Annotated in this window: 23 protein-coding genes; 15 read left to right on the top strand and 8 right to left on the bottom strand. The window is 70.0% G+C overall.

Translation table 11 applies throughout. From position 1 onward, the window contains the following. Positions 1 to 70 precede the first annotated feature (70 nt). Positions 71 to 1,921 carry an AMP-dependent synthetase/ligase gene (locus DFJ64_RS16060; protein ID WP_115851187.1) on the top strand — a complete coding sequence of 617 codons (1,851 nt, stop codon included), beginning with the start codon at positions 71 to 73 and terminating at the stop codon, positions 1,919 to 1,921. A gap of 248 nt (positions 1,922 to 2,169) precedes the next feature. Further along, entirely contained in the window at positions 2,170 to 3,423 is a 1,254-nt protein-coding gene (gene hemW / locus DFJ64_RS16065) for a radical SAM family heme chaperone HemW (RefSeq protein ID WP_115851188.1), read from the top strand. A 72-nt stretch (positions 3,424 to 3,495) separates the two neighbouring features. Here the strand turns inward: hemW and DFJ64_RS16070 are convergent, their stop codons facing one another. Together DFJ64_RS16070 and DFJ64_RS16075 are read right to left on the bottom strand one after the other, a co-directional pair. Then, positions 3,496 to 4,350: a DUF3097 domain-containing protein gene (locus DFJ64_RS16070; protein ID WP_115851189.1), complete on the bottom strand. Its 855-nt coding sequence runs from the start codon at positions 4,348 to 4,350 to the stop codon at positions 3,496 to 3,498. 126 nt (positions 4,351 to 4,476) lie between these two features. After that, positions 4,477 to 5,382: an MBL fold metallo-hydrolase gene (locus tag DFJ64_RS16075; RefSeq protein WP_115852158.1), complete on the bottom strand. Its 906-nt coding sequence runs from the start codon at positions 5,380 to 5,382 to the stop codon at positions 4,477 to 4,479. A 201-nt stretch (positions 5,383 to 5,583) separates the two neighbouring features. On the opposite strand from DFJ64_RS16075, the gene hrcA reads away from it, so the two are divergent. The 6 genes from hrcA to DFJ64_RS16105 all read left to right on the top strand — a co-directional run bounded on the left by hrcA (position 5,584) and on the right by DFJ64_RS16105 (position 11,302). Further along, a complete protein-coding gene (gene hrcA / locus DFJ64_RS16080; protein WP_115851190.1) occupies positions 5,584 to 6,606 on the top strand; it encodes a heat-inducible transcriptional repressor HrcA in 1,023 nt (340 codons plus the stop codon). Positions 6,607 to 6,658: 52 nt separating this feature from the next. Next, complete coding sequence (gene dnaJ, locus DFJ64_RS16085; protein ID WP_115852159.1) at positions 6,659 to 7,801, top strand: molecular chaperone DnaJ; 1,143 nt, start codon at positions 6,659 to 6,661, stop codon at positions 7,799 to 7,801. A 3-nt stretch (positions 7,802 to 7,804) separates the two neighbouring features. Beyond that, complete coding sequence (locus tag DFJ64_RS16090; RefSeq protein ID WP_245941171.1) at positions 7,805 to 8,170, top strand: histidine triad nucleotide-binding protein; 366 nt, start codon at positions 7,805 to 7,807, stop codon at positions 8,168 to 8,170. Between the two features lie 212 nt (positions 8,171 to 8,382). Further along, a complete protein-coding gene (locus tag DFJ64_RS16095) occupies positions 8,383 to 9,399 on the top strand; it encodes a PhoH family protein (protein WP_115851192.1) in 1,017 nt (338 codons plus the stop codon). Between the two features lie 126 nt (positions 9,400 to 9,525). Beyond that, positions 9,526 to 10,008, top strand: a complete 483-nt coding sequence (gene ybeY, locus DFJ64_RS16100) for an rRNA maturation RNase YbeY (RefSeq protein ID WP_115851193.1) — start codon at positions 9,526 to 9,528, stop codon at positions 10,006 to 10,008. Continuing rightward, complete coding sequence (locus tag DFJ64_RS16105) at positions 9,998 to 11,302, top strand: hemolysin family protein (protein ID WP_115852160.1); 1,305 nt, start codon at positions 9,998 to 10,000, stop codon at positions 11,300 to 11,302. Before ybeY ends, DFJ64_RS16105 begins: the two co-directional genes overlap by 11 nt. A gap of 9 nt (positions 11,303 to 11,311) precedes the next feature. On the opposite strand, the gene DFJ64_RS16110 is transcribed toward DFJ64_RS16105, so the two are convergent. Beyond that, a complete protein-coding gene (locus tag DFJ64_RS16110; protein WP_115851194.1) occupies positions 11,312 to 12,088 on the bottom strand; it encodes an SDR family NAD(P)-dependent oxidoreductase in 777 nt (258 codons plus the stop codon). 182 nt (positions 12,089 to 12,270) lie between these two features. Here DFJ64_RS16110 and DFJ64_RS16115 point away from each other — a divergent pair, with 182 nt between their 5' ends. The 5 genes from DFJ64_RS16115 (at position 12,271) to DFJ64_RS16135 (ending at position 17,303) form a co-directional block, all read left to right on the top strand. Continuing rightward, on the top strand, positions 12,271 to 12,615 hold the full coding sequence (locus DFJ64_RS16115; RefSeq protein ID WP_115851195.1) for a cytidine deaminase: 345 nt from the start codon (positions 12,271 to 12,273) through the stop codon (positions 12,613 to 12,615). A 138-nt stretch (positions 12,616 to 12,753) separates the two neighbouring features. Next, complete coding sequence (gene era, locus DFJ64_RS16120; RefSeq protein ID WP_245941172.1) at positions 12,754 to 13,680, top strand: GTPase Era; 927 nt, start codon at positions 12,754 to 12,756, stop codon at positions 13,678 to 13,680. An 84-nt stretch (positions 13,681 to 13,764) separates the two neighbouring features. Further along, positions 13,765 to 14,742: a magnesium transporter gene (locus DFJ64_RS16125; protein ID WP_115851197.1), complete on the top strand. Its 978-nt coding sequence runs from the start codon at positions 13,765 to 13,767 to the stop codon at positions 14,740 to 14,742. A 220-nt stretch (positions 14,743 to 14,962) separates the two neighbouring features. Further along, positions 14,963 to 15,838: a universal stress protein gene (locus tag DFJ64_RS16130; RefSeq protein WP_115851198.1), complete on the top strand. Its 876-nt coding sequence runs from the start codon at positions 14,963 to 14,965 to the stop codon at positions 15,836 to 15,838. 10 nt (positions 15,839 to 15,848) lie between these two features. After that, positions 15,849 to 17,303 (top strand): universal stress protein, encoded by a 1,455-nt coding sequence (locus DFJ64_RS16135; protein ID WP_115851199.1) that lies wholly within the window; start codon positions 15,849 to 15,851, stop codon positions 17,301 to 17,303. A 15-nt stretch (positions 17,304 to 17,318) separates the two neighbouring features. Here the strand turns inward: DFJ64_RS16135 and DFJ64_RS16140 are convergent, their stop codons facing one another. Beyond that, complete coding sequence (locus DFJ64_RS16140; RefSeq protein WP_115851200.1) at positions 17,319 to 18,305, bottom strand: GNAT family N-acetyltransferase; 987 nt, start codon at positions 18,303 to 18,305, stop codon at positions 17,319 to 17,321. 281 nt (positions 18,306 to 18,586) lie between these two features. Here DFJ64_RS16140 and leuA point away from each other — a divergent pair, with 281 nt between their 5' ends. Beyond that, positions 18,587 to 20,314: a 2-isopropylmalate synthase gene (gene leuA, locus DFJ64_RS16145; RefSeq protein WP_115851201.1), complete on the top strand. Its 1,728-nt coding sequence runs from the start codon at positions 18,587 to 18,589 to the stop codon at positions 20,312 to 20,314. Positions 20,315 to 20,380: 66 nt separating this feature from the next. Here leuA and DFJ64_RS16150 read toward each other — a convergent pair whose 3' ends face one another. Both DFJ64_RS16150 and DFJ64_RS16155 read right to left on the bottom strand, forming a co-directional pair. Beyond that, the gene (locus DFJ64_RS16150; protein ID WP_245941173.1) at positions 20,381 to 21,505 is read right to left on the bottom strand and encodes a Gfo/Idh/MocA family protein; all 1,125 of its coding nucleotides are present in this window, start codon (positions 21,503 to 21,505) and stop codon (positions 20,381 to 20,383) included. Positions 21,506 to 21,605: 100 nt separating this feature from the next. Next, positions 21,606 to 22,601 carry a LacI family DNA-binding transcriptional regulator gene (locus DFJ64_RS16155; protein WP_115851202.1) on the bottom strand — a complete coding sequence of 332 codons (996 nt, stop codon included), beginning with the start codon at positions 22,599 to 22,601 and terminating at the stop codon, positions 21,606 to 21,608. A gap of 532 nt (positions 22,602 to 23,133) precedes the next feature. On the opposite strand from DFJ64_RS16155, the gene DFJ64_RS16160 reads away from it, so the two are divergent. Beyond that, entirely contained in the window at positions 23,134 to 25,047 is a 1,914-nt protein-coding gene (locus DFJ64_RS16160) for an ABC transporter substrate-binding protein (RefSeq protein ID WP_245941174.1), read from the top strand. A gap of 36 nt (positions 25,048 to 25,083) precedes the next feature. On the opposite strand, the gene DFJ64_RS16165 is transcribed toward DFJ64_RS16160, so the two are convergent. Both DFJ64_RS16165 and DFJ64_RS16170 read right to left on the bottom strand, forming a co-directional pair. Next, complete coding sequence (locus DFJ64_RS16165) at positions 25,084 to 25,947, bottom strand: GNAT family N-acetyltransferase (protein WP_147304738.1); 864 nt, start codon at positions 25,945 to 25,947, stop codon at positions 25,084 to 25,086. A 195-nt stretch (positions 25,948 to 26,142) separates the two neighbouring features. Continuing rightward, entirely contained in the window at positions 26,143 to 26,463 is a 321-nt protein-coding gene (locus DFJ64_RS16170) for a Fe-S cluster assembly protein HesB (RefSeq protein WP_115852162.1), read from the bottom strand. Positions 26,464 to 26,537 lie beyond the last annotated feature (74 nt).

Genomic DNA, 26,537 nt, shown 5'->3' on the forward strand with positions numbered 1-26,537 from the left:
CGCGAGAGACGTGGGCCGCCGGGCTGTTGGGCGCAACGGCCCGGCTGATCGCAGAAGGTGGAGGGACGCGATGTCCAGCGACCTGATTCGGGGCGCCACGCCCCGCCAGCCCGACCAGTCCAAGGTCGACAACCGCGCACCCACCGTGCCACGGATGATCTTCGACCGGATCTCCGCCACCCCGGACGCCCCGGCATTCAGCTACCCGGTGGGTGATCGCTGGGAGTCGGTTACCTGGCGTGAGGCGGGCGAGCGGATTCGCCACATCGCCGCCGGCTTGATCTCGCTCGGCATCCAGCCGGAGGAACGGGTCGCGATCGCGTCGACGACGAGGTACGAGTGGATCCTCGCCGACTTCGGCATCATGTGCGCGGGTGCCGCCACCACGACCATCTACCCGACGACCACCTCGTCCGAGGTCGCCTACATCATCGGTGACTCCGGGAGCCGGGTGGTCTTCGCCGAGGACGACGACCAGGTCAAGAAGATCCGGGAGCACCGTGCGGAGCTTCCCGACCTCCGCCTGATCGTGACGTTCGACGGCTCCGCGGACCTCGGTGGTGAGGTCATCACCTTGGCCGACCTGGAGGCGCGGGGGCGCGACCACCTCGCCAGGAACCCGTCCGCGGTGGAGGACGCCAGCGCCGCCGTCGGCCCGGACAGCCTCGCGACCTTGATCTACACCTCTGGGACGACCGGCAAGCCCAAGGGTGTGCGGCTGGTCCACGACTGCTGGACCTACGAGGGGGCGGCCATCGACGCCGTCCAGATCCTTCGTCCCGACGACCTTCAGTACCTGTGGCTGCCGCTCGCGCACTCCTTCGGCAAGGTGCTGCTGATGGCACAGCTGCAGATCGGCTTCGCCACGGCGGTGGACGGGCGGGTCGACAAGATCGTCGAGAACCTCGCCGTGGTGCGCCCGACGTTCATGGCCGCCGCCCCGCGGATCTTCGAGAAGGCGCACGGTCGGATCGTCTCGATGATCGAGCAGGAGGGCGGCATCAAGGCCCGCCTGTTCGACTGGGCCTTCGGCGTCGGCAAGCGGGTCTCGCAGCTGCGGCAGAACGGCCAGGACGCCAGTGGCCTGCTCGCGCTCGAGTACGCCGTGGCCGACCGGTTGGTCTTCCGCAAGATCCGACAGCGGTTCGGTGACCGGCTGCGCTTCTTCGTCTCCGGGTCGGCGGCGTTGAGCCGAGAGCTCGCCGAATGGTTCCACGCGGCGGGCATCCTCATCCTGGAGGGCTACGGCCTGACCGAGACCAGCGCGGCGACGTGCGTCAACCTGCCGGGCGACTTCCGGTTCGGCACGGTGGGACGCCCGTTCCCGGGCACCCAGCTGCGGATCGCTCACGACGGCGAGATCCTCGTCAAAGGCCCCGGTGTCATGCGGGGCTACCACAACCGTCCGGAGCTTTCCGACGAGGTGCTGGAGCCTGACGGCTGGTTCCACACCGGCGACATCGGCGAGCTCGTGGACGGCGGACGGCTGTGCATCACCGACCGGAAGAAGGACCTGTTCAAGACCTCGGGCGGCAAGTACATCTCGCCGCAGGCGATCGAGGTCATGTTCAAGGCGATCTGCCCGTGGGTGAGCCAGATCGTCGTCCACGGCGAGAACCGCAACTTCTGCTCCGCGCTCATCACGCTCGACCCCGATTCGATCCAGACCTGGGCGGCGGAGGTCGGGCTCCAGGGCCGCTCGTACGCCGAGATCGTCACCTCCGACGCCGCGCGGGAGATGGTGCAGGGGTACATCGACCAGTTGAACGCGCGGTTGAACCGTTGGGAGACGATCAAGCGGTTCGCGATCCTCGACCACGACCTCACGATCGAGGACGGTGAGGTGACCCCGAGCCTGAAGCTTCGGCGCAAGGCGGTCGAGAACCGCTACGCCGCGATTCTGGACTCGTTCTACTCCTGATCAGGCTGTCTTTGGTCGGACTCTCCTCGGGCTGCCGATGATCGGGTCGCTGGGGGACCGGCGTCGGTCCGATGTGTCGGGTCAGTTGTGGGTCGGGTCAGCTGTCGGTCGGGGCCGGGTGACGTGCTGCGGCGCACCGACTGCTTCGGTCGGACTTCGCCGGATCTGCCCTGACCGGGCGGCGGGTCGGGCGCGGACCGGGCCCCCTGGGCGGGCTGCTTCGTGGGTGCGCGGCCTACCCTGGCCGCATGCCGTCCACCTTGCCCGACGGCGAGCCAGCGCCCCCCTCCGGAGAACTCCCCGCGTCGGCCCTGGGGGAGCTGGGCGAGCGTCCGTTCGGGATCTACGTCCACGTGCCGTTCTGCGCGACCCGCTGCGGCTACTGCGACTTCAACACCTACACCGCGGCCGAGCTCGGATCGGCTCCGGGCGCGTCGCGAGCCACCTACGCGGACGCGGCGATCCGGGAGATCCGGCTGGCGCGCAGGGTGCTCGGCGGCGTCGACCTGCCCGTCGTCAGCGTCTTCGTGGGAGGGGGGACGCCCACGCTCCTGCCACCGACCGACCTTGGACGGATTCTGCGGGCCGTCCAGGACGAGTTCGGACTCGCTCCCGACGCGGAGGTGACCACCGAGGCCAACCCGGAGTCGGTGGACGAGCGGAGCCTCACGGCGTTGCGTGCGCACGGCTTCACCCGGGTGTCGTTCGGTATGCAGAGCGCCCGTCCGCACGTCCTGGCGGTGCTGGAGCGCCAGCACACTCCGGGACGGGCAGTACGGTGCGTCGAGGAGGCGCGCTCGGCCGGCTTCGACCACGTCAACCTCGACCTCATCTACGGCACGCCGGGGGAGTCGGCGGACGACTGGCAGGCGAGCCTGGACGCCGCGATCGGCGCGGGGCCGGACCACGTGTCGGCCTATGCGCTCATCGTGGAGGAAGGCACTCGTCTGGCGGCGCGCATCCGGCGCGGTGAGCTCCCCATGCCGGACGACGACGTGCTCGCCGACCGCTACGTCCAGGCGGAGGAGACGCTGAGCCGGGCGGGCCTGTCGTGGTACGAGATCTCCAACTGGGCCCGGTCGCCTGGCGACCGTTGCCGGCACAACCTGCTGTACTGGACCGGGGGCCACTGGTGGGGCGTTGGTCCAGGCGCGCACAGCCACGTCGGCGGTGTCCGCTGGTGGAACGTCAAGCACCCGGCGGCCTACGCCGAGCGCCTCGCCCAGGGCCTGAGCCCCGCGGCAGGCCGGGAGGTGCTCGACCCGTTCACTCGCCGTTTCGAGCGGATCATGTTGGAGCTTCGCCTCGTCGACGGTCTCGACCTCGAGGTGCTCGACCCGGACGGCCGGGCGGCCGCCCACGCCGCAGCGTCCGAGGGGTTGCTGGAGCCGGCGGCGCTCCGGGACGGGCGAGCGGTGCTCACGCTTCGCGGGCGTCTGCTCGCCGACGGCGTGGCTCGCGACCTGGTGCCGACGGGCGAGAGCCTGGCAGGACAAGCCTGACAGGTCGGGCGTGAGCGCCTGGGAGTGAGCGCCCGGGAGAGGGCGCCAGCGCGGGCTGGCGTGGCGCCCGGCTCACGCGACCGGCGCGGTCACGAAGTCGATGAGCTCCTCGACCCTGCCGAGCAGTGCGGGCTCCAGGTCGCGGTAGTCGCGCACCCGGCCCAGGATGCGGCGCCAGGCCTCGGCGATGTCGGCCTGGTCGGCGTGCGGCCAGCCGAGCGCTGCGCACACGCCGTGCTTCCAGTGCTCCGACCGTGGGATGTCAGGCCAGCGGTCGAGGCCGAGCCGCTGCGGCCGGACCGCCTGCCAGATGTCGACGAAGGGGTGCCCCACGACGAGCACGTGCTCGCCGTAGGGGCCTCGCGCCACCTCCTCGGCGATCCGGCTCTCCTTGCTCCCGGGCACGAGGTGGTCGACGAGGACACCGAGCCGGCGGTGCGCCGTGGGTTGGAAGTCCCGGACGATGGCGGCGAGGTCGTCGACTCCGGCGAGGTACTCGACCACGACGCCCTCGAGGCGCAGGTCGTCGCCCCAAACCTTCTCGATCAGCTCGGCATCGTGCCGACCTTCGACGAAGATGCGGCTCGGACGAGCCACGCGCGCCCGTGCGCCTTCGACCGCGAGGGAACCGGACGCGGTCCGACGGGGTGTGGCGCTGGCCGCGCGCCGCGCCGGTCGCCGGATGGCGACTGGACGGCCTTCGAACAGGAAACCCGGCCCGAAGGGGTAGCTGCGTCGGGCTCCGAAGCGGTCCTCGAGCACCACGAGGTCACGCTCGATCGCTACGACCGCGCCGCAGAAGCCGGTGACGGGGTCCTCCAGCACCATGTCCAGCTCGACGGTGAGGTCGACGGTGCGCCCACGGGCTGGGGCGCGCCAGTCGGTGGCGAGCACGTCGCGACCGTAGCGATCAAAGGACGCGGCCATGGTGGGGCAGGGTACCGGTCGACGGAGGGCTCGTTCGTGACGCTGGCTGGCGTGTCGGTGTCGGCGAGGTCACGGGCGTCGCTCGATCCACGGTCGGGTCGCTCGGCGTGTGGGCCGGAACGGCTCTCACGAGTGGTCGTCTCGGGGCAGCAGCGGGAGGGAGGTCCGACCACCGGGCTGGACCGGCCGGGTGGCCGTGGGTCCTCCGGACTCGGCGAGGTGGGCGTAGCCGCGGCGTACCGCTTCCTCGAGGACCTGCCGGGGGTACGGCCACTCGGCGGCGTCCCACACCCGGTCGAGGGGAACCCCTTCGGCGGCGAGGCGACGGATGGTCTGGGCGACGAGGTGGATGTCGTCACGCTGGTTCGCCACGAAGCCCCGGTCGACGACCGCGCCGTGCCCGGGGACGACGGCCGTACGGGGGGTGAGCAGGCCAGCCACGACGTCCAGCGTGGTCGGCCACTCCAAGGGATACGAGTCGTCGCCGTACGCCGGTGGTCCGGACTCCTCGACCAGGTCGCCGACGTAGACCACGTCGGCGTCGGGAACCCGCACGACCACGTCGCCGTCGGTGTGGCCGCGTCCCGGATGGATGAGCTCGACCACACGATCGCCGAGGTCGATCGTGGCGACGGAGACGAACGTCCGGGTGGGTGGGCGCAGCGTCAGCTCAGCCATGTCGCGGGCCCACTCTGGCGAGCGCCTGGCCAGGTCCGCGCGAACCTCGTCCGCGCGCGCGGCGAGCGTCTCCGGCACCGTCTCGTGGCCGTAGATGACGGCGTCGGCGAACCGCGCGTTGCCGAAGCAGTGGTCGAAGTGCCAGTGGGTGTCGACCACCCACCGCACGGGCGCGCGGGACAGCCTCCGCAGGTCGGCGAGCAGCTCATCGGCCTCTCGCAAGCTCGCGCGGGTGTCGATGACGAGGAGGCCGTGGGACCCCACGACGACGCCGACCGACACGTCGAAGGAGGAGTACCGCCGCACGTAGCAGCCGCGGCCGATTTCGGACCAACCGGACGTGTCCGCGCTCATGTCCCACAGCATGGCATCCGCGCCCGCGCGCGATCTCGGCTGTTCGCCGTAGACTGGCACTCGGGTCAGGGGAGTGCTAGAGCACTGTGGTCGCCTGCCCGCAGAGTCGCGGTCGTTGGAACGTGCGTCGTCTCGTTTGGCGGGTGTGCCGAGCGGGCGAGTACTGGCGACCGCACGAACGCGAGGAGGTGCGAGCGGTCCATGCTCGATCAGAGGAAGCTGGCTGTTCTCCGCGCCATCGTCGAGGACTACGTGCGCACCGAGGAGCCGGTGGGTTCCAAGGCGCTCGTCGACCGGCACAACCTGGGTGTCTCCTCGGCTACTGTCCGTAATGACATGGCGGCGCTGGAGGAGGAGGGTTACATCCAGCAGCCCCACACGAGCGCGGGTCGGATCCCCACCGACAAGGGGTACCGGCTGTTCGTGGACAAGCTGACGAGCATCAAGCCCTTGTCGCCTGCCGAGCGTCGTGCCATCTCGACGTTCCTCGACGGCGCGGTCGACCTCGACGACGTCGTCAACCGCACCGTTCGCCTGCTCGCCCAGCTCACCCGCCAGGTCGCGGTGGTGCAGTACCCCACCCTCACCCGGTCGAAGGTCCGGCACGTCGAGCTGGTGACGCTCTCGTCCACTCGGCTGTTGCTCGTCCTCATCACCAGCACGGGCAGGGTCGAGCAGCGGGTCGTGGACGTGAAGACGACGTTGCGCGACGACCTGTTGAGCGACATCCGCAAGCGCCTCAACGAGAAGGTCGTCGGCAAGAAGCTCTCCGAGGTCAGCTCGCTGGTCGCCGACTTGCCGGACTCCTTCGACGTGGAAGACCGACCCTACGTCGCGACGATCCTGGCGACCTTCCTGGAGACCGTCGTCGAGCGCCCCGACGAGCGGATCGCGGTCGGCGGGACGGCGAACCTCATCCCGCCGGGCCAGGAGTTCCACTTCTCGATCCGTCCGGTCCTCGAGGCCCTCGAGGAGCAGGTCGTCCTGCTCCGACTGCTGGGGGAGGCGAACGGGTCGTCACGGGAAGTCACCGTCCGGATCGGCAGCGAGAACCCCTACGCGGAGCTGTCGTCGGCCTCGGTGGTGGCGAGTGGATATGGTCCTGGTGACGAGACCGTCGCCAACCTCGGTGTCGTCGGACCCACACGCATGGACTATCCCGGCACGATGGGTGCGGTTCGGGCCGTCGCCCGCTATGTCAGCCGAATCCTCGCGAGTGAGTGACACATAGGCGAGTGACCGAGGACAACTCCCAGTGCACGAGGCCACCCACAGCATGAGCCAGGACTACTACGAGCTCCTCGGCGTCGACCGTGACGCGTCGCCGGAGGAGATCAAGCGTGCGTACCGCCGCTTGGCGCGAACGCTGCACCCCGACGTCAATCCCGACCCGGAGACGCAGGAACGCTTCAAGGAGATCACGCGCGCCTACGAGGTGCTGTCGGACCCCAAGAAGCGGGAGATCTACGACCTCGGCGGCGACCCCCTGTCGGCCTCCGGGCGTGGCGGTGCGAGCACCGGCTTCGGGTCCGGCTTCTCGTTCACCGACATCATGGACGCGTTCTTCGGCACCACGACGACGCGGGGACCTCGACCCCGCAAGCGTCGGGGCCAGGACGCGCTCCTGCGGCTGTCGGTGGAGCTCGCGGAGGCGGTCTTCGGCGCGGTCAAGGAAATCCAGGTCGACACGGCGGTCGTGTGCTCGACCTGCTCCGGTGCCGGGACGGCGCCGGGCACCACTCCCGTGACGTGCACGGTGTGCGACGGCCGGGGTGAGGTGAGCTCGGTCCAGCGGTCGTTCCTCGGTCAGGTTATGACGACCAGGCCGTGTCCCCGCTGCCAGGGCTACGGGACCGTGATCCCCAGTCCGTGCCCGGAGTGCGCGGGCGAGGGGCGCGTCCTGTCCCGCCGCACGCTCGCGGTGCGCATCCCGGCCGGCGTCGACGACGGCACCCGGATCCAGCTCGCCGGCCAGGGCGAGGTGGGCCCTGGCGGCGGCCCGGCCGGCGACCTCTACGTCGAGATCGAGGTCGAGCCGCACGAGGTGTGGACGCGCCGTGGGCATGACCTGCACTGCTCGGTGACGCTCCCCATGACCGCCGCCGCGCTCGGCACGACCATCACCCTCGAGACCCTGGACAACGACATCCTGGAGCTCGACGTCAAGCCGGGCACCCAGTCCGGGCACCAGATCAGGGTTCCCGGCCACGGCGTGCCCCACCTGTCGAGCCCGCAGCGTGGCGATCTCATCGTGCACGTGATCGTCGAGACCCCGACCAAGCTGGACCACGCCCAGCGGGAGCTGCTCCTGCAGCTCGCACGGTTGCGGGGAGAGGACAAGTTGACCGGTCAGTTGGCGTCCGGGCGCAAAGGGGTCTTCTCCCGGATTCGCGACGCCTTCAACGACAGGAGCGCGTGACCTGTGACAGCCAGTCCTGTGCCAGCCAACGCCGACTGCGTCTTCTGCCGGATCGTGGCCAGGGAGATCCCGGCCACGATCGTCCGTGAGACCGACCGAACCCTGGCGTTCCGCGACGTCAACCCTCAGGCGCCGGTCCACGTCCTGGTGGTCCCCAAGGCGCACACGACGACCCTGACGGAGCTCGCGGACGACGCGGAGCTCCTGGGAGTCCTGCTCCAGGAGTGCGTCGCCGTCGCCCGGAGCGAGGGCATCGTCGACACCGGCTACCGGGTCGCCGTCAACACCGGCGAGCAAGGCGGCCAGGTCGTCCAGCACTGCCATCTCCACGTGCTCGGTGGTCGGCAGCTCGTCGGTTCCCTCGGCTAGGAGGGGAGACGCTGCGGGGTTCGAGACGGTTCTGGACGCTTGTCCGAAAGACCCCTCATGCGAGGTTGACCCCTGTTCCCGCGCGCAATACGCGTGCTCGCGCGGCACCGCGCGGGCTACGATGAACGTCGTTTCGAATGCTGGCGCGCCTTGCCGAGCGCCGGCGACTGAGTGACGACATGACGAAAAGGAGCAAGGCCAGCAGGCCGCCCATGGCCAAGACGAACTCGTCACAGACCAAGATCGTCGTCCCGGCGAGCATCCCCATGGTGAGCCTTCTCGGGCCGCGCGACGAGTTCCTCCGGGTCGCCGAGAAGGAGTTCGACGCCGAGATCCACGTCCGAGGGAACGAGATCACCGTCACCGCCGCACCGGAGGAACGCATCCTCGTCGAGCAGCTGTTCGACGAGCTGGTCGCCGTTCTCCGCTCCGGACACGGGTTGACGTCTGACACGGTGGAACGCTCCGTCGCGATGCTCCGGGCCCGCGAGGCGGAGCGCCCGGCCGAGGTCCTGACGGTCAACATCCTCTCCAACCGCGGGCGCACGATCCGACCCAAGACGCTGGGGCAGAAGAGGTACGTCGACGCGATCGACAAGCACACCGTGGTCTTCGCCATCGGTCCGGCCGGCACGGGTAAGACCTATCTCGCGATGGCGAAGGCCGTGCAGGCGCTGCAGGCCAAGCAGGTGAACCGGATCATCCTCACCCGACCGGCGGTCGAGGCAGGCGAGCGGCTGGGGTACCTGCCGGGCACCTTGTCGGAGAAGATCGACCCGTACCTGCGGCCGCTCTACGACGCGCTCCACGACATGATCGACCCCGACTCGATCCCACGCCTGCTGACGGCGGGGACCATCGAGGTCGCGCCGCTGGCCTACATGCGGGGCCGCACGCTCAACGACGCGTTCATCATCCTGGACGAGGCGCAGAACACCTCGCCAGAGCAGATGAAGATGTTCCTCACCCGGCTCGGCTTCGGCTCGAAGATGGTCGTCACCGGCGACATCACCCAGGTCGACCTGCCCAGTGGCGTCCACTCGGGCCTGAAGGTGGTCCGCGAGATCCTCGCCGGCATCGAGGACGTCCACTTCGCGACGCTCACCGGCCACGACGTCGTCCGCCACAAGCTGGTGGGACGAATCGTCGCGGCCTACGACGAGTACGAAGCACGCAACTCCGGGCGCTCGGACGCCAGGCGGAGCCGACGCACCCGTGAGGAAACCTGACGACCGTGCACGGCGTCTACACCTCACCTACGGGGAGAGGAGGCGGGTCGGCACCTTCGGTCGCTTCGTCGACATCCTCCGTGCTCGGGTGTCACGCGCACCCCTCCAGGGCCTTGTGAAGTAGCCATGACGATCGACATCGCCAACGAGTCCGGGGTCGAGATCGACGAGCACGAGCTCGCCAGGCTCGCCCGTTTCGTCCTCGACCGGATGCGCTTGCACCCGCAGGCCGAGCTGTCCATCGTCCTCGTCGACGAGCAGACGATGGCGGAGCACAACCTGCGGTGGATGGACGAGACCGGCCCGACCGACGTCCTCGCGTTCCCGATGGACGAGCTGCGTCCTGGCCGCGACGGCGAGGAGCCGCCCTTGGGGCTGCTCGGGGACGTCGTGCTCTGTCCGCAGGTGGCCGCGCGCCAGGCCCGCGAGGCCGGACATACCCTCGAAGACGAGCTGCACCTGCTCACGGTCCACGGGATCCTGCACCTGCTCGGCTACGACCACGCCGAGCCCGAGGAGCATCGAGAGATGTTCGCGTTGCAGGCGAGACTGCTCGCCGAGTGGCAGCCGCGACGAGAACGCGAAGGTGGCGTCGCCGATGGGCGGTGACCCGCAGCTGCTCATCCTCGCGGCGGCCTTGGTGCTGGTCGCGGGGGTGCTCGCTGCGGCCGAAGCCGCCCTGTCGACCTTCTCGAAATCCCGCGCGGAAGGGCTCGCCGAGGCCGGCCGGCGGGGTGCCGAACGAGTTCGGATGATCGTGGCGGACAGCGCCCGGTACCTCAACACCGCGCTGTTCCTACGGCTGGCGTGCGAGCTCATCGCCACGATCCTGGTCGCGGACGTCTTCTTCGGCTGGATCGAGACCACGTGGCTGGCGATCCTCGCGGCCGCCGGGGTCATGATCGTCGTGTCCTACGTCGTGGTCGGGGTGGCACCCCGCACAATCGGCCGTCAGCAGGCCGACCGAGTGGCCTTGCTCACCTCGGGTCTGCTCATGGGGCTGACCCGGGTCCTCGGGCCGCTGCCGAAGCTGCTGATCTGGCTCGGGAATCTCCTCACGCCAGGCAAGGGATTCCGGGAGGGGCCGTTCGCGACGGAGGCGGAGCTGCGCGAGCTGGTCGACATCGCGGAAGCGAGCCGTGTCATCGAGTCCGGTGAACGGCAGATGATCCACTCGGTCTTCGACCTCGGCGACACGATCGTCCGCGAGGTCATGGTCCCGCGGACCGACATCGTCGTCATCGAACGCCACAAGACGCTCCGCCAGCTGATGTCGCTGGCGCTGCGCAGCGGCTTCTCGCGCATCCCCGTCATCGGCGAGAACCTCGACGACATCGTGGGCGTGGCCTACCTGAAGGACGTCACGCAGCGGATCTACGACAACCGCGCGGCCGAGACGACGGAGCGGGTCGAGCAGGTCATGCGGCCGCCCGCGTTCGTCCCCGACTCCAAGCCGATCGACGCGCTGCTCCGCGAGATGCAGCAGCAGCGCACCCACCTCGCGATCGTGTTGGACGAGTACGGCGGTACGGCCGGCCTCGTCACCATCGAGGACATCCTCGAGGAGATCGTCGGCGAGATCACCGACGAGTACGATGTCGCGCCGCAAGCCGTGGAGCGCCTGGGAAGCGGCGCCGTGCGGGTCAGCTCACGGCTGCCCATCCACGAGCTGGGCGAGGTGTTCAACATCGACCTCGACGACGAGGACGTCGACAGCGTCGGCGGCCTCATGGCGAAGTACCTCGACAAGGTGCCGATCCCGGGCGCGAAGGTGACCGTCGACGGGCTCCAGCTCGTGGCGGAGGGGCCGGTCGGTCGGCGGAACCGGATCCCCACGATCCTGGTCACGCGGATCGACACGCCGGAGGACGGCGAGGTTCCGAGCACCGAGGAACGAAAGTGACCTGGCTCGTCAGGCCGACAGGCCGCCGTCGACCATGAGGGTCGCCCCCGTGATGTAGGAGGCCTCGTCGCTGCCGAGGAAGAGGATCGCGTACGCGATCTCCCGGGGCTCGGCGTGGCGTCGCAGCAGCGTGGGCGTCTGTCGGGCGAGCGCCTCCCGCGCTTCGTCCAGGTTCTCGCCGGTGGCCTCGGCCCGCCGACGCACGTGGAACGTCGTCAGGGTCGGGCCCGGACACACCGCGTTGACTCGGATGCCCTCGTCGGCGTGGTCGTAGGCCATCGACCGGGTGAGCGCGAGGAGCGCCGCTTTCGTGGCGTCGTACTGGGCCATGCCACTCCGGCCGGTGACCGCGTTCGCGGACGAGACGTTGACGATGCTGCCACCGCCCCCGGCGACCATCGCGGGCACCGCGAACTTCGAGCAGTAGGCCACCTGGAGCAGGTTCCCGCGCAGGATCACGTCCCAGGACCGCGGATCCGCCGTGGTGATCGGGCCCCACACTCGCACACCGGCGACGTTGGCGAGGATGTCGAGCCGCCCGAAGCGGCGGACGGTCTCGGAGACGGCCCGCCGGGCTTCGCCCTCCTCGTCCAGCCGCGCGGTGACGGCCACCACCTGTTCGCCGGTCGGGTCGATGTCGTGGGCGGCCCGCGCGACCGCGTCCGCGTCCACGTCGACGAGCACGACGCGGGCGCCCTCCTCGGCGAACAGCTGGCCCGTCGCCTGACCGATGCCGCCACCGCCGCCGGTCACGAGGGCGACTTTGCCAGCGACCCGACCCGTCATGCCGCGTCCTCCCCGCCGGTCGTCTCCTCGCCGGCCCCACCTCGCCGGTCGTCATCCCGCGTCACGGGACGACCCGATCATCGCACCGCGCCCTCGCTTCGTCGTCGCTCGCAGCCGGCATCGGCCGACCAGCTCGGCGGGCGCCGAGGGAGCGCGGACGTCTCGCCGCCTAGGATCACGGCGTGCACGAGCTCGACCCTGAGGACGCGAAGATCGTGACGCTGGCGCGGGCCACCCGGGCGCGTGTCGGGGCGGCGGAGGGCGCCGCGGTGCGCGATACGACTGGTCGCACCTACACGGCCGCGACCGTGACGCTGCCGTCGCTGCGGCTGTCCGCGCTCCAGCTCGCCGTCGCGATGGCGGTCTCCAGCGGAGCGGAAGGGCTGGAGGCCGGAGCTGTGGTGTCCGACGCGGACGACGTCTCCGCGGAGGACCGGGCCGTGATCGGAGACCTGGGCGGTGCCGGTGTCCCGATCTTCCTCGCCGGCGTCGACGGCGAGGTCCGAGCTGTCGTCCACACCGGTTGAGCGGGCCGTCGACCGTGGCGTCGACTGGCCCGGGCGCGTCCGTCCCGGGCATCCCCGGCCGGGACGAGGTTCTCGCCGTCCGTCGATGGACGACCGGGCGCGGCCAGCCCGCCGCTCGGGTACGGCAGAATCGGCGGAGTGAGTGAGACGACGGGGTTCCGCTGCGGCTTTGCGTGCCTGGTCGGGCGTCCCAACACGGGCAAGTCGACGTTGACCAACGCCTTGGTCGGGCAGAAGGTGGCGATCGCGTCGTCTCGTCCGCAGACGACCCGCCACACGATCAGGGGCATCGTGCATCGCCCGGACGCGCAGCTCGTCCTCGTCGACACACCCGGGCTCCACAAGCCCCGCACCTTGCTCGGCGAACGTCTCAACGACCTCGTCCTCACCACACTCGGCGAGGTCGACGTGGTGGGGATGTGTCTGCCAGCCGACGAGAAGACCGGGCCCGGTGACCGGTTCCTGGCACGGGAGATCGCGAGGGTCCGCAGCCGGTCGACGTTCGCGATCGTGACGAAGGCCGACCTGGTGGGCAAGGCGAGGATGGTCGAGCGGCTGGTGTCCGTCCAGCGGCTCGGCGAGGAGATCGGCATCGAGTGGGACGAGATCGTCCCGGTCTCGGCCAAGACGGGCTTCCAGGTCGATCTGCTGGCCGACCTGCTGGTGGCTCGACTGCCGGAAGGGCCCCCGCTCTACCCGGAGGGCGAGCTGACCGACCAGCCCGAGGAGGTGCTCGTCGCCGAGCTGATCCGGGAGGCCGCGCTCGAAGGCGTCCGCGAGGAGCTGCCGCACTCGATCGCCGTCGTGGTGGAGGAGATGGGTCTGCGGGAGGACCGTCCGCCCGACCGGCCCCTCCTCGACATCCATGCCAACCTCTACGTCGAGCGGCCCAGCCAGAAGGCCATCATCATCGGCACCAAGGGGCGGCGCCTGGTCGAGGTGGGCACCAAGGCACGGCAGCAGATCGAGGCGCTGCTGGGTACGCCGGTCTACCTCGACCTGTACGTCAAAGTGGCCAAGGACTGGCAGCGCGACCCCAAGCAGCTGCGCAGGCTCGGCTTCTGAGCCCCGTCACCAGGGCACACCTCCGCCAGAGGGACCATCCGGGCGCCCTCCCGCCCGGACATCTGGGACGCCCGAGGGGGAGGCATGGCGGAGGAGGCGGTGCCGGCCCGACCGATCGTCGGGACCGCGGCCGAGCACGCGTCGACCGAGGTCCCGGAGGCGGCGCCGGGGGACACCGTCGCCGACGTCCTGGCGCTCCTGAGGCGACGGGCCTTCGACAGCGTGTCCGTCATCGCGGTCGTCGACGGCGAGCGGCTGGTGGGCGTCGTGCCGATCGAACGCCTGCTCATCGCGCCCGACGGCCAGCCGATGCGGGACCTGGTGGATCCCTCGGCGCCGGTCGTGGCGCCGACCACCGACCAGGAGCGGGCTGTGTGGGCGGCGCTGCGGCGCGGCAGGCTGGGTGTAGCGGTGGTCGACGACGAGGGCCGATACCGCGGAGTCCTGCCGCCGCGGCGGCTGGTGGGGGTCCTCGTGCAGGAGCACGAGAAGGACCTCGCCCGGCTCGGCGGCTTCGGCGGGTCGAGCCGCTCCGCTCGCGAGGCGACCGCGGAGCCGGTGCCGCGTCGACTCTGGCACCGCCTGCCGTGGCTGGTCCTCGGCCTCATCGGGTCGGTGGCAGCGGCCGGGGTCATCGACTCCTTCGAGCAATCCCTCAACCGTCAGATCCTGTTGGCGATCTTCCTACCCGGCGTGGTCTACCTGGCGGACGCGGTCGGTACCCAGACCGAGACGCTCGTCATCCGAGGACTGTCGGTCGGTGTCAGCATCAGGACGGTCGCCTGGCGGGAGATCGTGACCGGCGCCCTCCTCGGGGTGCTGCTTGCCGCGACCTTCTGGGTCATCACGGTGCTGGTCTGGGGGAACGCCGCTGTGGCGACGGCGGTGGCGCTGGCGCTGCTGGCGGCCTGCTCGATCGCCACGCTCGTCGCGATGGCGTTGCCGTGGATCCTCCATCGGTGCGGCCGAGACCCCGCCTTCGGGTCCGGGCCGCTGGCCACCGTCGTGCAGGACTTCCTGTCGATCGCCAGCTACTTCCTCATCGCCACGGCTCTCCTGTGACCAGCGACATGGGACCAAAGATCAGGAGTGGGCGTCGACCGCGTGGGACCTTCGGTACCAGGCCGGGGACCCAGGCCCATGGAAGTCGGGGCGGCAAACGCGAACAATATCCAGGTCCGCGCGGTGCGGACGCGAGCACAGATGCGAACGCGAGTCGACGAGGGCCCACGACCCGCGTCCCTGGAGGAAGGGAGCCGAGATCGCAGCGCAAGTTCGGCGTTTGACCGTCGGCGTCGACGACTCCGACAGCGCGATGACGGCGGTGGAGTGGGCGGCGCGCGAGGCCGCGATCCTCGGCGCTCCCCTGCGCGTGGTCCATGCCTTCGTGTGGCCGCTCCTCCACCTGCCGCCCGTGGCGCGGCGGATGGGTCCGCCCGGTGGGGAGCGGGTGTACGCCGAAAACCTCTTGAGCCGTGCGGCGGACCGCGCACGGGCGGTGGCGCCGTCTGTGTCGGTCAGCACAGCACTGGTGAAGGACTTCCCGTACCCGCTGCTCGTCGAGGAGAGCCGGACCAGCGAGTACGTCGTGGTGGGGGCGTCCGGCCTCGGCGCACTGGCCACCGCGCTCGCCGGCTCCATTGCCGTGCGCCTCGCGGCCAGCGCTCACGCACCGATGGTGCTCGTGCGAGGTGAGACGGAACGGACGGCCGGCCGGGTCGTGGTCGGCGTCGACGGCTCCGAGCTCTCCGCGGTGGCCGCGGAGCTGGCAGCGCGGGAGGCGGCATACCGGTCCGCCCGGCTCGGTCTCGTCCACGTCGAGGAAGGTGGCCGAGGCGACCGCGCCGCCGACGTGCTGGCGTCGGCGGCGATGAGGGCGCGCCAGGCCCATCCGGGCCTCGTGGTCGAGGAGCGAGTCCTTCCCGGTCACACCGCCGGCGTGCTCGTCGAGGAGTCTCGCACGGCGGACCTGGTGGTGGTGGGTTCTCGAGGACGCGGCGGCTTCACCGGGCTTCTCCTGGGCTCGGTGAGTCAGACGCTCCTGCACCAGGCGCACTGCCCCGTCATCGTCGTGCCGCCCAACGCCGCCGAGCGGATCCGGGAGGAACCGGACGGACGCTCCAGCGGAGCAGCAGACCAGCAGACCGGCGGCGGATAGGAGGACAGACGTGAGTCCACGAGGAATCGTGGTGGGTGTCGACGGGTCCGCGGCGAGTGTCTGCGCCCTGCGGTGGGCAGCCGACCACGCCGAGCTCCTCGACGTGCCGCTCGAGGCGGTGCTGGTCTCGGTGGAGGACCAGGGCGAGGACGAGCAGGCGCTCGCGGCGGCGTTGGCGGCGACGGTCGACTCCGCCGTGGGAGCGCCGGAGCTCCGTCGGCGGGTATCCCAGGACGTCTTGCGGGGCCCGCTCGTCGACGTCCTCGTCGAGCGGTCGCGCGGCGCTTCCCTACTCGTCCTGGGTCGGCCGCACGGTCGACACTCGCCGCGCCTGACGACCTTGACCCGGTGCATTCGCCACGCGGCCTGCCCCGTGGCGGTCATCCCGGTGACCGCGCCTCGGCCCCACCCGGTCCGCGTCACCCGGGCGCCGACCGGTGACCTGGGGGACCGTCCGGTCCGAGACGTGATGACGCCGACCGTGCTCGCGATCCTGCCGTCGACGAGTGTCGACGTGGCGCTGCAGATCATGGCGGGCGCCGGCATCCACCACCTGCCGGTCATGGAGCACGGAGCATGTGTGGGTCTCCTCCACGAGACCGACGCGGTGTGGCACCTGGCGTCCAGGTCCTCGAGCGAGCGTCGCCTCACCGCGGGCGAGGCGGTGCGAGGACCCGTCGCGACGGTGGCGCCGGACGCGACGGTCCGCCAGGCGGCGGAGCGCATGTTCGCCAGCAGCGGCGACGCGCTCGTGGTCGTCGAGGACGAGCAGATCGTGGGCATCCTGACGGCCAACGACTTGCTGGCCGTCCTGGCCGGGCACGAGCGAGGACCTGGGCCCCGCCACGACGCCGCCCTGCGCGCGATCGACGGCGGCCAACGGCGGGAGCGGACCCACACGACGCGGCCGGTGGAGGACCAGACGCCCGTTCGGTCCAGCGAGCCGGAGAGCGAGCGGACCATCGTCGTGGGCGTCGACGGGTCGCCGGCGTCACGCGAGGCGCTGAGCTGGGCGGTGGACTACGCCCGCCGGCTCGGCTATGCGGTGCGGGCGGTCTCGGTCTGCTCGCTCGTGTCTCCCGCGGCGTTCATGCCCGCCGGCGGCGCTCCCATGGAGGACCCCGACGTTCTCATCCAGGCGCACGAGGAACAGCTGGATGCCGTCGTGCGGGAGGTTGATCCCGGAAGCCGAGGGGTCAGTGTGCAGACCTCGGTGATCCTGAGCGACCCGGGGCCGGGGCTCTGCGCCGTCGCCGCCAACGCACCCGCCCTCGTGCTCGGCAGCCGAGGGCGAGGGAAGGTGCTGAGCGCACTCCTCGGCTCGGTGAGCGCGTACTGCGTGCGCCACGCCAGGGCCGCGGTGGTCGTGATCCCACCAGCGGCGGTCGCCGACGGATCGGCCGACCTCGACCTGCCGGAGGAGGTGGCGTCCGAGCCGACGCCCGCAGGCGTCGACCCGGACTAGAGGCTGGGCCGAGGCTCACACCGCGCGCTGCCAAGTGACGCCCCGGGCGACGATCGAATACCCGAGCGCCTCGTTCACCGCGATCATGTGGGCGTTGGACTCGGCGTTCCAGGTGTCGATCCAGCGCACGGTCGGCTCCGCCTCGGCGAGCCAGGCCATCATCTCCGACTTCAGCAGCAGCCCCAGGCGGTGACCGCGGTGGGCGCGCATCACGCTCGTGTCGTACTGCCAGGCCCATCCGGGCTGGTCCGATGGCACCGCCACGATCGTCTGACCGGCCAGTGGGCCGTCCTCGCCGAGACGGGCGACGAGCCGGTAGACCCGGACCCGCGCCGCCGCGTGCGCGGCCTCGAAGGCGCGGATTCGCTTGGCGTCGTAGACCTCGTCCTCGATGTCGAGGTCATCCGTGGGGGCGTCGTTGATGGCGGCGGTGATCTCGGCCACCTCGTCGACGAGGTCGTCGGGCACGGCGTCGACCAGCCGCAGGAGCGTGTAGTCCCGTGCGGCCGCGCGTGCTTCCTCGCGAAGCTTGGCGACCCGCTCCTGGTCGACGGCGTGCAGGTCCTGCCGGCGCTGGATCTCCACGCTGCCGGGCGTGAAGCCGGCGTTCCGCAGAAACGCCGACGGTCCGGGCGCGTCGATCGAGTAGGTGAGGGCCAGCCGACGACCGGCCGTCTTGACCCGCGCCAGCCCTTCCTCCAGCAGCGCCCGGCCGTGGCCGCGACGGCGGTGGTCCGGATGAACCTGGACGAAAACGTTGCCCCGGTGACGGTTGTCTCGCTGCGGGAGGTTCACCGTGAGTTTCGCGATCGGGGTGTCACCGTCGTACAGAAGCCACACCTCGTCGGGCTCGCCGTCCCAGCCGTGGCGGAGCAATCCGGCGAACGTGACCGGGCCCTTGGGGGGATCCCACGGCGTGTCCACCGCCTGCGCGGCCTCGGTGAGCGCGCGGGTGGCCGCCACTGCCTCGTCATCGAAGGGATCGACGCGTTCAAGCTTCATCCCGCAAGCCTCGCCGGCGCCGGTCGGGAATGGCAACGGGATTTCCTCGGGGTCGGGCGACGCACCGCGCCTCTCTGGAGACCAGCTCCGCGAATTTCTCCGGGGGGTCGGGTGATTGTGTGACTCCGAGCGCGGTATGGTGACTTACCTCATGTGGGCTGTGGTTCTGCTCCTTCGCTGCCGCGGCGGGGCCCTCTAAGGGCCGGGCTCCCCGTCGCGGAGTTGCTTGGTGTCCGGCCGACGCCGTTCAGTCCCCACATCAGCGAAGACGAAGGACCACTATGCCGAACCGTCAGCGGCCGAGCCGCATGCCCATCCATCGCTACACCGCGTTCCCCACCGTCGATCTGCCTGACCGCACTTGGCCCAACAAGAAGATCACCAAGGCGCCGCGCTGGCTGTCCACCGACCTCCGCGACGGCAACCAGGCGCTGATCGACCCGATGAGCCCGGCCCGCAAGCGGCGGATGTTCGACCTGCTCGTCCGCATGGGCTACAAGGAGATCGAGGTCGGCTTCCCCTCGGCCAGCCAGGCAGACTACGACTTCGTCCGGCAGATCATCGAAGAGGACGTCATCCCCGAGGACGTCACGATCTCGGTCCTCACCCAGGCGCGCGAAGAGCTGATCGAGCGGACCGTGGAGTCCCTGGTGGGCGCCCAGCGGGCCACCATCCACCTCTACAACGCCACGGCCCCGCTGTTCCGGCGGGTCGTCTTCGGCGTCGACCGCGAGGAGTGCAAGCAGATCGCGGTCCGCGGCACCGAGTGGGTGATGAAGTACGCCGAGCAACGACTCGAGGGCACCGACGTCGGCTACGAGTACAGCCCGGAGATCTTCATCGACACCGAGCTGGACTTCGCGCTCGAGGTCTGCGAGGCGGTCATGGACGTCTGGGAGCCCGGGCCCGACCGCGAGATCATCCTCAACCTGCCGTCGACGATCGAGCGGTCCACGCCGAACGTCTACGCCGACCAGATCGAGTGGATGAGCCGCAACCTCTCCCGGCGGGAGTACATCTGCCTCTCGGTCCACCCGCACAACGACCGTGGGACGGCCGTCGCCTCCGCTGAGCTGGCGATCATGGCGGGCGCGGACCGGGTCGAGGGCTGTCTGTTCGGCAACGGAGAGCGCACCGGCAACGTCTGCCTCGTCACCCTGGGCATGAACCTGTTCTCCCAGGGGATCGATCCGCAGATCGACTTCTCCGACATCGACGAGATCCGCCGGACCGTCGAGTACTGCAACCAGCTGCCGGTGCACCCGCGCCATCCCTACGCGGGTGACCTCGTCTACACGGCGTTCTCCGGCTCGCACCAGGACGCGATCAAGAAGGGCTTCGAGGCACTCGAGCGCGAGGCGGCGGAAGCCGGTGTCCCCGTCGACCAGTACCGCTGGAACGTGCCGTACCTGCCGATCGACCCCAAGGACGTCGGTCGGACGTACGAGGCGGTGATCCGGGTCAACTCCCAGTCCGGCAAGGGCGGCGTCGCGTACGTCATGAAGACCGAGCACCACCTCGACCTGCCACGCCGTCTGCAGATCGAGTTCAGCCGGGTCGTCCAAGCGCACACCGACGCGGAGGGCGGCGAGGTCCCGGCGGCGGAGATCTGGCGGCTCTTCGAGCGGGAGTACCTTGCCGCCGGTGCGCTCGCGCTGGACTCGGTCCGGACGTCGGAGACCCAGGGCGACCATGACGCGCTCACCGTCACGATCGAGATCGACGGAGCGCGTCGCACCCTCTCCGGGACTGGCAACGGTCCGATCGCGGCGTTCGTCGACGCCCTGAGACAAGTGGGGATCGACGTCCGCGTGCTCGACTACAGCGAGCACGCCCTTGGAGCGGGCGGGGACGCCACCGCTGCGGCGTACGTGGAGTGCGGCTTCGGGTCGACGGTCCGGTGGGGCGTCGGCATGGACTCCAACATCGTGAGCGCCTCCCTGAAGGCCGTGGTGTCCGCCATCAACCGGGCCCACCGTGCCGGCGTGCTCGACTTGCCGACGCTGTGACCTGAACCCGTCACCCCGCCGGCGCTGGCCGGTCCGGTAGGCAACCGCCGGCGGCGTTCGGATCGGTCAGCCCGGCGGGGTGAGCGAGGTCCAGGACGCCAGCACGTCCCGCACCTCCCCTGTGGCGCGCTCGAGCGCCTCGGCGTGCGCGCGCTCCAGGACATCGGCCACGACGACGCGCTGCCGCGACCGTGAGGACTCGATGGCCGCGTGGACCATCGCCAGGCTCAGCACGTTGTCCGCGGCCTCGCCCATCGGCGTGCTCCCGGTCCGCACCGCGTGGACAAACTCCCGCAGCGACCCGGCGATGCCTGGGTGAACCGTCTCCTCGGCGTCGTCCGTTTCCTCACCCGCGTCAGCGCCCTCGGCGACCTCGAGGGTGGGAGGGCTGTCGCCGTCCCACACCGCGCTGCCGTACTCGCCGCTGGCCCGCCACGCGGCGTTCCACGAGGTCTCCAGTCCTGGGCTGCACCAGCTGCCGGTGTAGACGTAGCGCGACCCATCGGCCATCTCGAAGATCGCGGTGCTCGCGGCGTCGCCGGCGTACCAGCTCCAGGCCGGGTTGTGCTCGTCGCAGTAGACGGCGACCGGATCGACCCCGAGCAGGTACCGCGCGCTGTCGAAGCTGTGAATCGCCATGTCGAGCACGAGGGGATGCGCCATGGCGTCACGGAACCCGCCGAACCGCGGTGCCTTGAAGAACTGGGTGGTGAGGATGCCGATTCGGCCGAGCCGACGCAGCAGCCGCCGGAACGCCACGAGGTTGGCGTCGTAGCGTCGGCTCTGGCTCACCATGAACAGCCGCCCATACGCCTGTGACGCCGCGACCAGCTCGAGTGCCTCGGCGAGACTCGCGGCGAGCGGCTTCTCGCCGAGGACGGGCAGGCCCCGGCGCAGCGCCTGCATCGTCACCGTGTGGTGGGCTTCGGGAACCGTCACATCGAGGACGACGTCGGCGGCGACGTGGTCGATGAGCTCCTCCAGGGTGCGGGCGGTCGGAACGTCAGGCGCACCCGTCTCGTCAAGTGCGGCTTTCGCTCGAGCGACATCCAGGTCGGCGAGGCCGACCAGCTCCACGCGATCGTGGGAAAGCAGTGTCCGCAGCCACGTACGCCCCATCCCGCCGGCACCGACCTGGAGCACGCGAAGAGGCAGGTTCGTATTGACGAGCGAATCCGAGCTGGGCGTCACAGCGTGTCCTCCCGTCCGTTCACCGCGAGGACCGTAGTGAGCGACGCTCTCGACTGTCCACCTCGGCTCGTCGGAGGGGCCGCACCTGGTCACGCTCGGGTCAGCTCGGCGGCGGTGCGATGCTGCGCCCGCCGATCCAGCGCGCCGGGATGAGGCGGCTCGTGGGGGTCTCACCCTCGATCCTGGCGAGCGCGAACTCCACCACCGTGGTGGTCATGTCGGCGATCGGAAGTTCGGATCGGGCGAGCGGCACCTGGTCGACCAGGTCGGGGGTAGCGCCGATCACGGCGAGGGACACGTCGCGCGGGATCACGTACCCGTGCTCCCGCAGGATCCCCGGCAGGGCGGGAACGGCGTGGTGGATGACGACCGCCGTCGGTGTCGGCTCGCTCGCCAGGAGCGCGAGGAGCCGACGGGCCAGAGTCCGGCGCGAGGGGGACGACCGCATGACCGCGAGCCTGACTCCAGCCTCTCGGGCGGTCGCACGAGCACCGGCCACGGCGCGCGGGGCGTAGTTGAGGCCGGCGCGGAACTCGGCGTCGGTCGAGCTGACGAAGATGATCGAGCGGTGGCCGGCGCGGACCAGCTCCCGCACGGCGCGGGCGGCCGCTCCTTCGAAGTCGTAGTCGCACCACGGCAGGCCGCGCGGGTCGGCCGGGCGGCCCAGGACGGCCCCGGCGAACCCGAGGTCGTCGAGGGCGTCGACCCGCTGGTCGTGGGTCAGCACGGCCATGAGCACCGCGCCGTCGGCGAGTCGGCTACCGGCGATCCGACGCAGGTCACGGACGCTGTCGTCGCCGGTCAGCAGGAGGACGTCGTGGTCGTGGGCACGAGCGGCGGCGTTGATGTGGTAGACGAAGCGCCAGCCGATCTCGTGGTAGCTCTCCGCCTCGCGGGGGATCGAGAGGGCCAGGATCCTGGTTCGCGCGCCGCGCAGGGCGCGAGCACCGGCGTGGGGTCGGTAGTCGAGCTCCTCGATGGCCCGCTCGACAGCGCGACGGGTCGCCGCGGAGATCGGTCGCCGATTCGTCAGGACGTACGACACCGTGCTGGGGGAGACGCCCGCGCGTCGGGCGACGTCAGCGATGGTGGTCACGAGAGGTCGTTCCTTTCACGCCGCGGACCGCCGACGGTGTCTCGGGGTTGTCGTGACCTGGCGAGGCGAGACCGACCACAGCGTACGCGGCGGTCGTGTTCGAGATCCCGGACACCTCCGTTGACGTCCGGGGACGGCCAGCGCTCGTCGTCCGCCGATCTTGACACCGTCCGAGCACGCCCGACTACCGTGTCCCGCATTCGTTGAATCGAATCGAATCGACGGATGCCGGTGTCCTGGTGACGTGTTCCGGTGCCCCTGACTCCTGTTCCACGCTCGACTGACCGGGGTGCCGACCCAACCACGCCCGAAGGCGAAAGGTCCCGGAACCATGGCAGCTCAGGTTGAGGTCACCCGACGCTCCTTCCTCCGCGCCACTGCGTTCGCCGTCGGCAGTGCCACGCTCGCCGCGGCGTGCAGCGGGAGCAGCGACCGATCGAGCACGAAGCCGCGTTCGAAAGCAACAGCGAGCGCTCGGAAAGGCTCAGAACCGCGGCCGCTTTCCGCGCCTGCCACGTTCCGGGAAGCGCCGATGCTCGCCGCGCAGGTCAAGGACGGAAAGCTGCCTCCAGTCGAGGAACGGCTGCCCGTGAACCCTTACGTCGTCCCGCACCGATGGCTGACGCCCGGAACGTACGGCGGACACCTTCGGCTGGTCTGCGGCGCCACCAACGACTACTCCATCAAGGAGTACATGTACGGCCATTCGCCGTTGCGCTGGCTGAACGAAGGACTCGACCTGGGCCCGGGTCTGGTGGAGAGCTGGGAGGCCAACGACGACGCGTCGGAGTGGACGCTGCATTTCCGCAAAGGCCTGAAGTGGTCCGACGGCCACCCGTGGAGCACCGAGGACATCCTGTTCTGGTGGGAGGACATGGTCCTCAACGAGGAGTTCGGTGAGGGCATCCCCGATGAGGCTCGCTCCAGCAAAGGTACGGTGGTCAGCCTCTCCGCCCCTGACGAGACGACACTCGTGCTGAGCTACGACGCGCCGAGCCCGATGGTGGCGGAGATGATCGCCAACTGGGTCAACCGAGGTGTCGGCGCCTCGTGGATGGAGCCCAAGCACTATCTCGCGCAGTTCCATCCCAGGTACAACCCGAGCATCCGCGGTGACTGGACGGCCAACTTCGACCGCATGCGCAACCCCATCCTCAACCCCGAGGTGCCCACCATGACCGGGTGGCGGCTGGTCTCCTACGAGGAGGGGAGCTACTCCAGGTTCGAACGCAATCCGTACTACTGGGTGGTCGACCGAGACGGCAACCAGCTTCCCTACATCGACAGCCTGACCTTCCGGGTGGTCGACAATGTCGAGACCAGGAAGCTACAGATCCAGAACGGTCAGTTCGACTTCGTCCACGGTGCTTTCGCCGGCATCACGCTGGCCGACGTCTCCGGCCTTCGCGCCACCCAGTCTCGGCACCAGATGGACATCATCTTGTGGGACAGCGGATCAGGCACCGGGTCGGTGTTCTTCTTCAGCCAGGACTACGAGGACCCGGCCATGCGGGAGCTCATCCGGATGCCGAAGTTCCGGCAGGCGCTGTCCCTCGCCTACGACCGAGCCGAGGTTCGACGCTCGATCTACTTCGACACCGGGGACCTCACCACAGGCGGCTACGGACCGAAGACCCGAGAGTTCAACCGTGGTGATGGCCGGCGGATGTACGAGCAGTGGCGGAAGTCGTGGCTCGACTACGACCCAGATCGGGCGCGCGCCATGCTCGACGAGATCGGATGTGTCGACCGGGACGGCGACGGCTTTCGGGAGAAGCCGGATGGCAGCAGGCTCGTCGTTCGGTTGGACTATCCGGCGGACCTTGACCCCAGTGGCGAGCACATGCGCAAGAACCAGGTGCTCAAGAAGAGCTGGGAGGCCGTGGGCATCAAGACCGAGCTGAACCCGGTCGCTCCCACCGCGTTCGCCGACCTGTGGGCGCAGGGCAAGCTCATGTCGACGACGGCGTGGGAGGTCAGCACGATGAGCGTCGCCGCAGACCTCCTGTGGATGATGCCGATGGAGCCCACCCGATGGGCGCCGCTCCAAGGCCAGTACTACGCGCTGCGCGGAACGCCGCACGAGCATCGGCAGAAGGACGTCGACCCGTACAAGCGCACGCCTCCCCGCATGGAACCTGACCCAGATGGGCCCGTGGACCGGCTCTGGAAGCTCGCCGAACGCGTGCGGGTCGAGGCGGATCCGGTCGTACGGGACAAGCTCGTCTGGGACATGGTGAAGATCCACATCGAGGAAGGGCCGTTCTTCCTCGGGGCTGTCGCGAACTATCCGCAGGTCGAGCTCGTCAAGCAGGGCCTGCGGAACGTTCCGACTCGCGAGGAGACCGCACTCGGCGGCTTTGTCAACGACTGGCACTACCCCATGCCAGCCGCCTACGACCCGGAGGCGTGGTACTGGGACGACCCCGACAGCCACACCGAATGACGACGCCGTGAACCATTTCCGTGCGGCCCAGGGCACCTAGCGCGTGTCGCCGGAGCCCTGACGTCCGTCGCCACTGCTCGCGGTGGGACCGGAGGGCAGTACGGCGGCACATGCCGTCGCGACCCGGCGGAATCCGAGTCGCTCGTAGATTCGTGCGGCGTCCGCCGATCCGGCGGAGAGGAACACCAGCGCCACACCGTGGCGCAGCGCGTCGGCGGACAGGGCCGCTGTGATCGCACTCCCGATGCCGCGCTCTCGCCGTGACGGGATGGTCGCGATTCCCATCAGCTCAGCGACGCCGTCACACGGCTGGTAGCTTCCGCCGGCGACCGGTCCCGACGCGTCCTCCGCGACCGCCCACCGCTGATGACCGGCCCGGATGTGCTCCCGAATCAGGGCGAGACGTCCCGGCGGGAGGTTGCGCGCGAGCTCGTCGCGTCTGGATAGGTCGTCTCCCTCACCTGGCGAGAACCCGATGTCGACGGCGGCCACCGCGGCGGCGAGGGCGTCATCCTCGGCCTCCATGAAGCGGACGCGTACCCCGGGCGGCGGCTCGGCGGGTACGAGCTCGTCGAGAACGAGCAGGGGATAGCGCTCCACACTCAGGCCGGCCTCGGTCATCACCTCGACCAAGCTCGGTGCCGCTTCGTGGGTCCACTCGAACCGCACGGGTTGGCGAAGCTCCTCCAGCCGACGGCGGACCGCCGTGACGTCTAAGACATCGAACGAGTCGGTGTGGCCCAGGCGTGGGCGCGCGTAGAGTGGCCACGGCATCCGGGAGACGAACAAGGTGAACGGTCCGTGATCTTCGACGTCGGCCTGGGTGCGCGGCATCGTGTCGTAGTAGGTCTCCAGCCGACACACCAGGTCTGACGTCCCCCGTGTCGCGTTTTCGTGCACGGGCGGATTCTGAACGAGGCGGTGGATTCTCGTCCAGCGAGTTCAGCGCACGTCGACGAGTGCACGTCGTGCGCACCATCGACTCGGCACATCGCCTTGGCCCAGCGCGTGCTGAGGTGAGCACACCTCAGCACCGCGAGGCACGATGTGCCCGGATAGCCCGTCGTGAAGCCCGGCTGTGCCGGGCTCGCACGATCAGGCAGGCGCGCCGTCGTCCGACGGCGACGGGCCGCCAGACTGCGTGCCCAGGAAGAACTGGACGCTGCCCTGAGCGTCGACCTCGGCGTCGAGCACCATCTGGTCGAGCATGCTGGACGCGCTCGGCTCCAGGAAGACACGTGCCCCTTGCTCCTCGACCACCGTGTCACCGGCGGCCGGCTCGGGGGCCACGGCCAGGCTGAGGCTTTGCTGGTCCTCCGGCAGGGCGGTGATCCGCAGACCCGCGCTGCCGGGAAGGTCAGGGCTGTTCGTCAACGACTGGATGACGAGAGCAGCGTTGCTGGTGAGCGCAAGCAAGATGGCTCCTTGACTGAACTGGGAGAACATGGACTTCCGACCCCTCGTCACAGGGGGCGCGGTGACCGCACCAT

This window comes from Thermasporomyces composti (assembly GCF_003386795.1).
Lineage (GTDB): Bacteria > Actinomycetota > Actinomycetes > Propionibacteriales > Actinopolymorphaceae > Thermasporomyces > Thermasporomyces composti.